Source organism: Acinetobacter sp. XS-4, from assembly GCF_023920705.1.
Classification (GTDB): Bacteria; Pseudomonadota; Gammaproteobacteria; order Pseudomonadales; family Moraxellaceae; genus Acinetobacter.
In genome coordinates this window covers 1,202,019-1,215,305 of the sequence record NZ_CP094657.1, presented here as the reverse complement: position 1 = coordinate 1,215,305, position 13,287 = coordinate 1,202,019, and the positions used below count along the sequence as shown (strand labels likewise).

The 13,287-nt window shown below is 39.2% G+C and carries 10 protein-coding genes; 7 read left to right on the top strand and 3 right to left on the bottom strand.

From position 1 onward, the window contains the following. The first annotated feature begins 325 nt into the window (after positions 1-325). Complete coding sequence (locus MMY79_RS05630; RefSeq protein ID WP_252612468.1) at positions 326-1,672, top strand: MFS transporter; 1,347 nt, start codon at positions 326-328, stop codon at positions 1,670-1,672. Between the two features lie 172 nt (positions 1,673-1,844). Next, positions 1,845-3,059, top strand: a complete 1,215-nt coding sequence (locus tag MMY79_RS05625; protein ID WP_252612467.1) for an MFS transporter — start codon at positions 1,845-1,847, stop codon at positions 3,057-3,059. A gap of 243 nt (positions 3,060-3,302) precedes the next feature. On the opposite strand, the gene sthA is transcribed toward MMY79_RS05625, so the two are convergent. Then, positions 3,303-4,715, bottom strand: coding sequence for a Si-specific NAD(P)(+) transhydrogenase (sthA, locus tag MMY79_RS05620; RefSeq protein ID WP_016137510.1), 1,413 nt, complete (start codon positions 4,713-4,715; stop codon positions 3,303-3,305). A 196-nt stretch (positions 4,716-4,911) separates the two neighbouring features. On the opposite strand from sthA, the gene lipA reads away from it, so the two are divergent. From lipA to MMY79_RS05605, 3 genes are all read left to right on the top strand, one after another. Further along, entirely contained in the window at positions 4,912-5,925 is a 1,014-nt protein-coding gene (gene lipA / locus MMY79_RS05615; protein ID WP_252612466.1) for a lipoyl synthase, read from the top strand. A gap of 282 nt (positions 5,926-6,207) precedes the next feature. Next, complete coding sequence (locus MMY79_RS05610) at positions 6,208-8,670, top strand: acyl-CoA dehydrogenase (RefSeq protein WP_252612465.1); 2,463 nt, start codon at positions 6,208-6,210, stop codon at positions 8,668-8,670. A 106-nt stretch (positions 8,671-8,776) separates the two neighbouring features. Next, positions 8,777-9,160 (top strand): carboxymuconolactone decarboxylase family protein, encoded by a 384-nt coding sequence (locus MMY79_RS05605; protein WP_049837127.1) that lies wholly within the window; start codon positions 8,777-8,779, stop codon positions 9,158-9,160. Positions 9,161-9,198: 38 nt separating this feature from the next. Here MMY79_RS05605 and MMY79_RS05600 read toward each other — a convergent pair whose 3' ends face one another. Both MMY79_RS05600 and MMY79_RS05595 read right to left on the bottom strand, forming a co-directional pair. Further along, positions 9,199-9,735, bottom strand: coding sequence for a cysteine peptidase family C39 domain-containing protein (locus tag MMY79_RS05600; protein ID WP_252612464.1), 537 nt, complete (start codon positions 9,733-9,735; stop codon positions 9,199-9,201). A gap of 129 nt (positions 9,736-9,864) precedes the next feature. Beyond that, positions 9,865-10,692 carry a hypothetical protein gene (locus tag MMY79_RS05595; protein ID WP_252612463.1) on the bottom strand — a complete coding sequence of 276 codons (828 nt, stop codon included), beginning with the start codon at positions 10,690-10,692 and terminating at the stop codon, positions 9,865-9,867. Positions 10,693-10,976: 284 nt separating this feature from the next. Between MMY79_RS05595 and ahcY the strand changes: the two genes are divergently transcribed. Both ahcY and metF read left to right on the top strand, forming a co-directional pair. Continuing rightward, entirely contained in the window at positions 10,977-12,359 is a 1,383-nt protein-coding gene (gene ahcY / locus MMY79_RS05590; protein WP_252612462.1) for an adenosylhomocysteinase, read from the top strand. A gap of 74 nt (positions 12,360-12,433) precedes the next feature. Next, the gene (gene metF, locus MMY79_RS05585; RefSeq protein ID WP_252612461.1) at positions 12,434-13,270 is read left to right on the top strand and encodes a methylenetetrahydrofolate reductase [NAD(P)H]; all 837 of its coding nucleotides are present in this window, start codon (positions 12,434-12,436) and stop codon (positions 13,268-13,270) included. Positions 13,271-13,287 lie beyond the last annotated feature (17 nt).

The window sequence follows — 13,287 nt, the reverse complement described above, 5'->3', positions numbered from 1 at the left end:
AAATCAAAATGCTAAAAAAACGAGCATTTTTAATAAAAACTACAAATATAAAGACCTTCTTATTCTCTTATTACACTCCACCATTTTCGTGATCGTTTTTATGACACTCATCCTCACAAACTAATCCAATAAAATTAGAAAGTAATTTTTCCTGTTTAGTAAAATTCTTTTTTTGGCACGCCCTTTGCTTTATTCATTGCATGATGAGTCAATGATGATTCAATGAATACACCAAGACGGCCAACGATGTCCGCTCTGATCGGTCTGCATACAGGCAATAAATTGCCCTGCAAATTAAATTTCGTTCAGTTCAGGGGGACGGCGTATGTCTTCAAATATCCAGTTAGATGCAAAAAAAGCAACTGAAATTAAATTATTCAGTTTTTCAACTCCAGCAATGCGTGCCTTCCACATGACATGGCTTGCTTTCTTTGTTTGCTTCTTTGCATGGTTTGCATGTGCACCATTAATGCCCGTGATTAAAGGTGAGTTTGGCTTAACAAAAGATCAAATTGCTAATATTAATATTGCTGCTGTTGCCATTACTATTTTAGTTCGACTTATTGTCGGACCACTCTGCGACAAATATGGCCCACGTATTACGTACACCACTCTCCTATTAGTTGGTAGTATCCCAGTCTTTGGTGTAGCTGCTGCCAATAGTTATGAATCTTTTCTGTTCTTTCGCTTACTCATTGGTGCGATTGGTGCAAGCTTCGTCATTACTCAATACCATACAAGTGTCATGTTTGCTCCTAATATAGTAGGGACAGCAAACGCAGCCTCGGCTGGTTGGGGAAATGCTGGCGGTGGTGCAACCCAAGCTTTAATGCCTTTATTGCTCGGTGCAATTGTGATGTTTGGTGTTGAACAAACCATGGGATGGCGCGTGGCATTAATCGTACCTGGCGTAATGATGGTTATTGTTGGCATTCTTTACTGGAAATTAACTCAAGACTGTCCTCAAGGGAACTTTAAAGAAGTTCGCGCACAAGGTATTGAAGTCGGTAGTGGTAAAAAAGGTGGTACTGCCATTTTAATGCAAGCAGCTCGTAACTATCGTGTCTGGATTTTATTTTTAGCATATGGCGCAAGTTTTGGTATTGAGATTTTTATCCATAACGTTGCAGCAATGTACTATGTTGATCAGTTCAAAATGGATTTAAAAACCGCTGGTCTAACTGCTGGAATCTTTGGTCTACTCGCATTATTTGCTCGCGCACTAGGCGGTATCATTTCTGATAAGGTTGCACTCAAAAAAGGCTTAGATGGTCGCACGAAAGTACTTGTACTCCTGATTTTGGGTGAAGGTTTATTCTTAATACTCTTCTCACAAATGAATGCTGTTGCGCTCGCAATTATTTCGATGACCATTTTTGCACTGTTTACACATATGGCATGTGGAGCAACTTACGCACTCGTGCCATTTATCGATCGTAATGCATTAGGTGGTGTTGCAGGAATTATTGGTGCAGGCGGTAATGTTGGTGCTGTCGCAGCAGGTTTCTTACTTAAAGGCTTACTTGATGTTCAAACTTGCCTGTTTATTTTAGGTGGTTTAGTTATGGTCGCAGGTTGTAGCGTAATTTTAATTCGCTTCACAACCGAACATAAAGAAAAAGAAAAAGTTCTGTTTGAACAAGCCCTACTTGAACGTAATTCGGCAGCTTAATTTTTAGAAGAAGCAGAAATCATTTTAATTTCTGCTTCTTCAATTTTCTTATCATAAAATACGACCCTTACAAACTTTTTAATTCTTCTTAAATATTCTCTTCAGATATATCGATATTCCTCGATATATCTTCTACAATAAATCATCACATTATTATAATTTTCCATTAATCATGACTAAAACTGGCAATCACTTTTCCCAGCCCCTCATCTATATGCTGATTGGTAGCGCCCTTATTTTGGCACTCTCTTTAGGTGTCAGGCATGGTTTCGGTCTCTATCTTGTACCGATGAGCCATGAGTTCGGTTGGGGCCAACACATTTTTAGTCTCGCTATAGCCATGCAAAACCTGATCTGGGGAGTTATTCAACCATTTACTGGTGCAATTGCAGACAAATATGGCAGTAAAATTGTGGTTGCAGTTGGGGGACTACTTTATGCCCTCGGCTTACTCTTAATGGCCTTTAGTTCAAACGTATTAATCTTAAACTTAAGCCTAGGGTTGATTATTGGCTTAGCTTTATCAGCGACCTCTTTTACTGTCTTACTTAGTGCCGTAGGTCGAGCTGCCCCCCCAGAAAAAAGAAGTATGGCAATGGGAATTGCGAGCGCAGCGGGTTCTTTCGGTCAGTTTATTATGTTGCCATCTACCCTTCTCTTACTCAAAAATGTGGGATGGTCAGCAGCCCTAATGGTCAGCGCACTTTTAATTTCTCTTATTATTCCACTAGCATGGATGTTAAAAGGACCAACTAATCAAGCGCCAAAAGCAATCGTCCAGCCTCAGCTCACATTTAAACAAGTACTAAATATTGCCAGAAAACATAAACCTTTTTGGTGGTTAGCTTTAGGTTTTTTAGTATGTGGATTCCAAGTTGTTTTCTTAGGTGTACATTTACCCGGCTATTTAATCGACCATGGCTTTGATGCAGCTACAGGTACTGTATTTCTGGCACTCGTAGGACTATTTAACATTGTTGGGACTTACGGCGCGGGTTGGTTAGGAGACCGTTTCTCAAAACCCAAATTATTAATGGCGCTTTACGGCAGCCGTGGCATTGCAATCATTGCCTTTTTGTTATTACCTTTAAGCACTTATACGGTATATGCTTTTGGTATCATTATGGGCCTTTTATGGCTCTCTACTGTTCCGCTCACGAACGGCATCGTGGCAAATATGTTTGGTGTTAAATACCTTTCAATGCTAAGTGGCATTGTGTTTTTCACCCATCAAGTCGGTTCTTTCTTTGGCGGTTGGCTTGGCGGTGTTAACCATGACTTAACAGGTAATTACAATGCGATTTGGCTATGTTCTATTGCATTGAGTATATTAGGTGTAATCGTACATTTCTTTGTGAATGAGGAGGCTGTTATTCATGACGCATAATGCCTTACTTTTGAAAACAATTATGACTTTTTTCATAGCTGCATTTTTGGTGCTTTCTATAATTTTATGGAAACAAACACCAGATTTATTTGAATATTTTAACCAAGCATTTTGTGCACACTAGTAAGATTAAAAGCTGAAATCATACTTTGGATTGTCATAAAAATATAAAAAACCTATGATCTAATGAAAATAAAAAAGCCCGCAAATTTGCAGGCTTTTTTATTGAAAACTTATTTAAAATCAAAACAGACGATTCATACCATTTAGTGCAGCTACACGATATGCTTCAGCCATTGTTGGATAGTTAAATGTCGTTTCAACAAAATATTTCAAGGTATTATTCGGGCTGTGCATAACTGCTTGCCCAATGTGGATAATTTCGGCAGCGTTATTACCAAAACAGTGAATACCTAAAATTTCCATAGTGTCACGGTGGAAAAGAATTTTTAACTCACCCACTGTATCACCGGTAATTTGTGCACGAGCCAAATGACGGAAAGAAGCTTGACCTACTTCATACGGAATTTTCTCTTCCGTTAATTCCTGTTCATTTTTACCAATTGATGAGATTTCTGGAATGGTATAGATACCTGTTGGGATATCACGTACTGGCTTCGCATCTTCACCACTCATGTTTGCACCAGCACAGCGCCCTTGGTCATAAGCAGCAGAAGCAAGGGATGGCCAACCAATTACATCACCAGCAGCATAGATGTTTTCAACTTCAGTTTGATATTGATCATTTACTGAAAGCTGACCGCGGTTGTTTGGAACTAATCCAACGTTCTCAAGACCTAAGCCTTCTGTATTACCTGAACGACCATTACACCAAAGAATGGCATCGGCTTTAATCTTTTTACCACTTTGTAAATGTAAAACAACATGGTCATCAAACGTTTCAAGATGATCCATTTGTTCGTTGTGACGAATTAACACACCTTGTTCACGTAAGTGATAAGACAAAGCATCAGCAATTTCATCATCTAAATAGCTTAAAAGTTTTTGCTGAGTATTGATCAAGTCAACTTTATGATCTAAACCAATGAAGATTGAAGCATATTCACAGCCAATAACGCCTGCACCATAAATGATGATTTTTTGAATTGAGTAATCAAGATCAAGAATTTTATCTGAATCAAACACGCGAGGATGATCAAAATCGAGACCTTGCGGATGATAAGGACGGCTACCCGTCGCAATCACAACTTGTTTACAGATAATTGTTTCTTTAATGCCTTCATGACTAAAAACTAACACTGTGTTTTTATCTTGAATATATGCACGACCGTGGAAGACACCAATCTTGTTGCGGTCATAGAAACGTGTATGTGTATCAACCTGCTGCTGAATCACTTTGTGTGCATTACGCAAAACTTGTTTCATGGTGAACTGTTTCCATTCACCTACTTTTTGAAACATTGGATCACGCTGATAGCGAATAATACTAGAAACTGTTTGACGCAATGCTTTACTTGGAATCGTTCCTACGTGCGCACAGTTACCACCAAGTTGATCACGCACATCTACAATTGCAACACGCTTACCAGCTTTTGAAAGCTTCATTGCCGCGCCTTCACCCGCAGGTCCAGAACCGAGAACTACCGCATCGTATTTAACGAAATTCCCACTAACGACCTCTTTTTTACGTGGCATTGAAAGCTCCTTCCTCTCTTGAATGACCATATTTTATAATAGATTATGACTAATATGCGGTGAATTTATGTATTTCTCAACCCTATATTTCTGAATAGCCACATTTATTATATGAATAGTTATTTTCCGCTATTAACTGAAGAACTTCGCTATAATACAATGTCAATGTCTCTATAAACGAGTGGAAAAGTTAGATATGTCAGAACACCGTAAACCTGAACAGGGTGTAAAACTTCGTGGCGCAGAAAAAGTCGCAAGAATTCCTGTAAAAGTTGTACCTACGGTTGAAGTGCCGCGTAAACCTGACTGGATTCGTGTCAAGATGACAGCACCAGAAGAAGTTCAGCGTATTAAAACGACTTTACGTGCTCAAAAACTCCATACCGTTTGTGAAGAAGCTGCTTGTCCTAACCTGCCAGAATGTTTTGGTGGCGGTACGGCAACATTCATGATTATGGGCGATATTTGTACACGCCGTTGCCCTTTCTGTGATGTAGCACATGGTCGTCCAAATGCACTCGATGCTGACGAACCTCGTCACATGGCAGAAACTATTTCTAATCTTAAACTCAAATACGCAGTAATTACTTCTGTTGACCGTGACGACTTGCTTGATGGCGGTGCACAACACTTTGTGGACTGTATTAAAGAAGCTCGCGCGCTTAGTCCGACGACATTGCTTGAGATTTTAGTACCAGACTTCCGTGGACGTATGGATATTGCTTTACGCATTATGACTGAATGTCCACCTGATGTATTTAACCATAACATTGAGACTGTACCGCGCTTATATAAAGCAATGCGCCCAGGTTCAGACTATCAACACTCTTTAACCTTATTAAAAATGTTTAAAGAATACTGCCCAGACATCCCTACAAAATGTGGTTTGATGGTCGGTATTGGTGAAACTGAAGAAGAAGTAATTGCATTACTCGATGACTTACGTGCTCACGATGTTGACTATGTGACTATTGGTCAATATTTACAGCCTTCTAAACAACACGCGCCAATTGACCGCTTTGTAACGCCAGAAGAGTTTGAACGTTATGCAGAGCATGGCCGCAAACTTGGTTTTAGAAATATTTGGTCTGCACCAATGGTTCGTTCAAGTTACTTTGCTGATCGTCAATATCACGGTGAACCAGTACCAGAAGTTCGTCGTAAAGTAGATCCAGCTAAAAAAATCGCTGTTCAAACTATCGAAGCTTAATAAATTAAATATCTATAAAAAGCCCTCTAACACAGAGGGCTTTTTATTTGTATAAGAAAATCAATAACATTTCTTGACAAATCGATATAACAACCCATTACACTTTCACTCAAAAATATCTTATACCTAAAAGTACGATATATCCCTGCTCTAGCATATACATCAATATTTGCGACATAAAAACTCAAATTTAAACAGCAACTAAACAGCTAGTTAAGCCTTAAATCTCTCCTCACTTTTGTAACGTCATCCACCTGAGGGCTTATCTAGTAAGGAGCAAGTATGATTTTCCTACTCTTTATATTAAGTATTATTATTCAGCTTATTGCAGTATGGGCAATTTTCTATTTTAACTTAAATAAAGTTCTTGGTAGCGGTGTGGCGATTATTGTTGCCCTACTTTCGGCATTCTTGCTAACACCATGGTCACTGCTTTTAGGTATTCCAATTATTGCGCTCAGCATCATTATTTTAGTTGAACCATTACGATTTAACCTGATTACCAAGCCAGCCTATAAGACTTTAGCAAACTCAATGCCAAGCATCAGTACTACTGAACAAGAAGCTTTAGAGGCAGGTACCAGTTGGTGGGAAAAAGAGTTATTTATGGGAGCGCCTGATTGGTCTCAATTTGAAAAGTATCCCTACCCAACATTGTCAGAAGAAGAGCAAAGTTTTATCGACAATGAAGTTGAGCTACTTTGTAGCATGCTCAATGAGTGGGAAATTCATCACCATTTAAAAGATCTTCCACCAGAGGTTTGGCAATTTATTAAAGATAAAGGTTTTTTAGGCCTCATTATTCCAAAATCCTTTGGTGGAAAAGAATTTAGCTCGTTTGCCCAAAGCCGTATTATGAGCAAAATTGCTTCACGCTCACTCACCACTGCTGTGAGCTGTATGGTTCCAAATTCGTTGGGACCGGGTGAGCTACTCATGCACTACGGTACCGATGCGCAAAAGCAACAATATTTACCGGGCCTTGCTAAAGGTGAAGAAATCCCATGCTTTGGTTTAACCAGCCCAGAAGCAGGTTCAGATGCTGGTGCCATTCCAGATTCGGGTGTTGTTTGCTACGGCGAATATGAAGGTGCTCAAGTTCTTGGTCTGCGCATGAATTTCTCTAAACGCTGGATTACCCTTGCCCCGATTGCCACAGTCGTAGGTCTTGCATTTAAACTATATGACCCTGAAGGGTTACTCGGCGATAAAAATAAAACAGACTACGGTATAACTTGTGCACTCATTCCTGCCAGTCATGCAGGCGTAAAAATAGGAGCGCGTCATTTCCCAGGTTCTCCATTTATGAACGGAACCGTAGAAGGAGAAGATGTTTTCATTCCTATTGACTGGATTATTGGTGGGCAAGAAAATGCCGGTAAAGGCTGGCGAATGCTGATGGAGTGCTTAGGCGTTGGCCGTGGTATTTCCCTTCCTGCTTTAGCAACAGCCGCAGGTGAAATGAGCTATTTAACCGTTGGTGCTTTTGCGAAAATTCGCCAACAGTTCAATATTTCAGTCGGCAAATTTGAAGGCGTACAAGAAGCGACTAGTGAAATTGCCAGCGATGCCTACATGCTTGAAGCATTCCGTTATTTAGTCACATGTGGCCTAAACCAAGGTGGAACACCTGCTGTAATGACTGCCATGGCAAAATATTATGCTACTGAAACGATGCGTAAAGTCGTCAATCACGGAATGGATATTGCCGGAGGACGTGCTATTCAACTTGGACCACGTAACTTCCTTGCCCTTACCTATCAAGCAATTCCAATTGCAATTACGGTAGAAGGCGCAAATATTTTGACCCGCTCATTGATGATTTTTGGTCAAGGTTCAATGCGTTGTCACCCTTATCTTTTTGAAGAGTTACAACTCCTTCAATCTGAAGATAAGAATACTTCAGTCAAAAAATTCGATGATTTATTATTTAAACATTTAGCCTATACCTTTAACCGTGGTGCAAAATCATTTGCTTATGGTTGGACAGGTGGCTCAAGCGATGCCCCTCAATCAGTAGATCAATTTACGGCCAGTTACTACAAAACGATTAACCGTTTTAGTGCCAACTTTGCACTTGTTTCTGATATGTCACTTGGTTTACTTGCAGGAGACTTAAAACGCAAAGAAATGTTATCAGGACGCTTGGCAGATATTCATGCACACCTTTTTATTTCCACTGCAATTTTAAAATTTTATGAAGCTGGACAAAAAACTGAAGCTGAACAACTTCACGCCAAATTAGCTCTACAAAAAGCTTTCTTAAATATTCAGGAAGCATTTTGGGGATTATTTGAAAACTTCCCAGCTAAACTTCCAGCAGCATTTGTAAAATGGATCTGTTTCCCTTTTGGTCGTATCATTTCAAAACCAGATGACGAGTTAAAACAACAAGTCGCTGAACTTATGATGCAAGAGCATCCTTTCAGAGAACAGCTTAAGCATCACGTATTTTATTCAACCAAAGCTGATGATGTGACTGGGCGTTTAGAACATACATTTCAAATTTTAAGAACGCTTGAACCTCTTTGGGATAAGTTTAAAAAAGCTGAATCTAAAGGCAAATTTACAGGACTTACTTTCGAAGAGAATATTGCACAAACGATAAAAGAAGGTTTTATTACTGAAAGTGAAGCTCAACAATTATTGCAATATAACGCAATTCGATTCGACAGCATGCTTACAGATGTATTTGATGAAAATTTAAATAAAGACCTTCCTTTATCGAACCCTCATCAAATTTAGTGACTGACGCCTCCACTAATTCACTATTGCAATCACACTTGATTCGGATTAATTAATAAACAGCCATAAAAGCGTCAATCGACGCTTTTATTTTTAGGAGAAATTAATGTCTAAACAAGATTACGAAAATGGATTAAAAGTTCGCACAGAAGTGATGGGAGAAGCTTTTGTAAAACGTGCCCAAGAAAATACCGTACCCTTTACCCAGCCTTTGCAAGACTGGATTAATGAACATGCATGGGGTTCGACGTGGCAACGTGAAGGCGTGCTCCCACGTAAATATCGTTCATTAATTACTTTGGCAATGTTAACCGCACTTAAATCACCAACTGAACTCAAAGGCCATATTCGTGGTGCACTCAACAATGGTTGTACAGTTGAAGAGATTCAGGAAACTTTATTGCACAGTCTGCCATATTGCGGCGCCCCTGCTACACAAGAAGCCTTTCGCGCCGCTTTAGAAGTGATTCAAGAATATCAACAAAAATAATTTTAATATGAGCCAGCATCCCACTGGCTCTTTTTAAGCTAATTTAATTTAGTCGAACGCATTTGAAAATTACAGTCGTCAATCACAATAGCCTGACGACAAATCCCGTCTACTTGACGTTGCTTTTCAAAGACAACCGCCGACATCGGTTCAAAACTATCAAAAAAGCAGATTTCTTTTTGGTTAATAGAATAGATAAGAGACTGATTTCCGACACCCTCTAAAGTATCGTAATAGACAATGACCATTTTACCATTTTGAATTTCAGCTTGAATATCTTTATAGCTCAGTGCTGGCCCATTTGATATTTTCAATACCTTTGCTTCTTTATAGCTCATTCGTTCGCTTGGGCTAATATTAGGATCTTCATCTGAATGAAATGACACGTCAAATCCAAATTTCTTTAAAGCCACAGCTAAAGCAATAGTATAGGTACCCCCTTCATCGTGTCGGCAAAATTTAATCAACTCAGCAATATCAATTTGTACTCCATGATGTTGAAGTACCATCCAAACCGCAAAAACACCACAGTTTGCTTCTAGATTCTGCAAAGAGTCAGGAATCTCTAAAGCCATAAGTTCACTCTCAAGATGATATGAGCCGGATGATATATAAATCTATCTCTAAAATTAAGATTTATTAGCAAAGCTTCAACTTATGAATCTTTATGCAACAAAGCCATTTGCATTTAATTTCTTAAATCCTCATGGTGCATTTTTGATATACATGAATAAAATCCAGCTTACAAACAATACTGTCCACCCTCCTATAAAGAAAATGGCGATAAATAAATACCTTTGCCGCTTTGACCATGTTTGAATTTTATTCTTTGGATTGATGACTTTTTTTATAATTAAGCCCAAAATCGCCAATAAGATAAAGATAGATACTAACTGTATCCCCCATAAAATCTTTGCAAGCCATGAACCCCGTATATCAAACCATTGTTGCGAATAAAAGAACATAGATTCTTGCGGTTTAGCTGAATTGACCAATACCACAGCCTGACCATTTAAAAATTGATGTTTCAATTTAGATTCTGTGAGCTGGCGTAGTTCCGGGGGTTCATCTGTCAACAACATTGAATATTGACGTACTAAATCACTGCGCTCTGCTGAATAATGTTGACCCTGATATTCATACTGATAAATCACATGCATATAGGCATAACTGACACTTCTAGAACGCCGATAAACGTCTGATTGTGAGTCGACTAGCTGAACCTGATAAGCATGCTGCCAATGCGGATGCGTCAATTCAAACTCTTTGAATTGTAATTTAGGAGAAGCCCCCCAAACTATTTGCAAAAGCACATAACAAATAAAGATTGAAAGAATATGAAATAAAATCTGATGGCTTGAAATATATTTTCTAAGAATGAACAAATAAATAGTGAAATGAAGTCCGATGGCATAAACAACAATACGTAAATTCTCTCCATAGAAAAACATTAAAAAAAGCCCGAAAACTGCTGCAAGAACACCCAATACAACGATTATATTTTCTTTTGAAGTATCTAACTTCTCATTCATCCACTTATTTCACATATTTATCTTTATCACCATTCAAGTTTAAGACATCACCGTTCCGCTGAATACGGTTGATACGTTTTTATACAATCTACATTGGAACAAAACCAAAATGTGAGTACAATACTCCGCAGTCGAGGGATGCTGCGACTTTTTCACAGGTACATAAATGTGAAATCGCTAGGCTCGACGATTCGGTTAGACCGGCCTTCAAAAATAAGCCTCTAATCAACAACGGCATCCGCGAACATAATGATCAATTTTTATTTTTAATTAAGGAGATCGTAATGAACGCGGTTAATGCTTCATTTACAGATTATAAAGTTGCTGACATCTCTCTTGCTGACTACGGTCGTAAAGAAATCAAACTTGCTGAAGCAGAAATGCCAGCTTTAATTGGTTTACGTAAACGTTATGCAGCGTCTAAACCACTTGCTGGTGCAAAAATCCTTGGTTGTATTCACATGACCATTCAAACAGCGGTTCTTATTGAAACGCTTGTTGAATTAGGTGCTGAAGTTCGTTGGACTTCATGTAACATTTTCTCGACTCAAGACCATGCTGCTGCTGCAATTGCTGCTCGCGGTATTCCTGTTTTTGCTTGGAAAGGCGAAACTGAAGAAGAATATGTATGGTGCCTTGAACAACAAGTAAATGTTAATGGTCAACCTTGGGATGCCAACATGATCTTGGATGATGGTGGTGATTTAACTGCTCTTGTTCATGAAAAATACTCTGCGCTTTTAGAACGCATTCACGGTATTACTGAAGAAACTACAACAGGTGTTCAACGTCTTATCGAAATGTGGAAAGACGGTTCTTTGAAAGTACCTGCAATTAACGTAAATGATTCAGTTACTAAATCTAAAAACGACAACAAATATGGCTGCCGCCACTCATTAAATGACGCAATCAAACGCGCAACTGACATGCTTTTGTCTGGCCGTCGTGCGCTTGTGATCGGTTATGGTGACGTTGGTAAAGGTTCTGCTCAATCTTTACGTCAAGAAGGCATGATTGTTCGTGTAACTGAAGTTGACCCAATTTGTGCAATGCAAGCATGTATGGACGGCTATGAAGTTGTATCTCCATACAAAAACGGCGTACAAACTGGCAAAAAAGAAGATATTAACCAAGATTTACTTGGCAACACTGACCTTGTTGTAACGACTACTGGTAACTACCACGTATGTGACGCTGCAATGTTAGATAGCTTAAAAGCTGGTGCAGTTGTATGTAACATCGGTCACTTCGACACAGAAATTGATACAGCTTATTTACGTGGTTACAAGTGGGTTGAAGTTAAGCCACAAGTTCACCAAGTTTATCGTTCAGAAGATGAAAATAACTACCTCATTCTTCTTTCTGAAGGTCGCCTTGTAAACCTAGGTAATGCAACTGGTCACCCATCACGCGTGATGGATGGTTCTTTTGCTAACCAAGTGTTAGGTCAAATTCACTTATTCCAAGAGAAATTTGCCGACCTTCCTGCAAACGAAAAAGCTGAAAAAATTCGTGTAGAAGTTCTTCCTAAGAAACTTGATGAAGAAGTTGCTGCGGCAATGGTTGCAGGTTTCGGTGGTGTACTTACTCAATTAACTCAAGAGCAAGCTGGCTATTTAGGTGTTGCTGTTGAGGGACCATTCAAGTCTGACGCTTACAAATACTAAGAATTTAAGGGCAGACGGTGAGCCGACTGCCCTTTTTTCTAAAAATATTGTTTCGCTGTTTACAAGGATTTGACATGACTAAACGTATACCCATTTCTTTTGAGTTTTTCCCACCGAAAACTGATGCCGGTGCTGAAAAACTTCGTATTGTTCATCAAGAATTACAACTATTAAATCCTGATTTCTTCTCGATTACCTATGGTGCTGGTGGCTCTACTCGCGAACGTACTCTTGCTGCTATTGACGATTTCAATGGTAAAGGTACACCAGTTGCACCTCACCTTTCGTGCATTGGTGATGATAAAGCGCGTATTGCTGAACTACTCGACCTCTATAAAGCACAAGGCATTAACCGTATTGTCGCTTTACGTGGTGACTTACCTTCTGGTCAAGTTGGACTTGGCGAACTTCCTTATGCTCAAGATTTAGTACGTTTTATTCGTGAGCATTCAGGTGATCATTTCCATATTGAAGTTGCAGCTTATCCAGAAATGCACCCTCAAGCTGAAAATCTTGATGCAGATATCCAACGTTTTATTGAAAAAGTTCAAGCTGGTGCTAATGCAGGAATTACTCAATTCTTCTTTAATCCAGATTCATACTTTTATTTTATTGAGCGTCTGGAAAAAGCTGGGGTTAATATTCCGGTGGCTCCTGGCATCATGCCGATTACCAATGCCAGCAACTTAATTCGCTTTGCTGATGGTACTGGCGCAGAAATTCCTCGTTGGATCCGTAAACAATTACAAGCCTATGGCGATGACAGCGAGAGTATTAAAGCTTTTGGTCATGAAGTTATTGTGAAGCTATGTGAACGCCTGATTGCAGGTGGTGCACCAAGCTTACATTTCTATTCAATGAATCAAGTCGAACCAACTCGTCAACTCGTTGTTGATCTTGGTTTAAATTAATTTTGTAAGGCGTACCC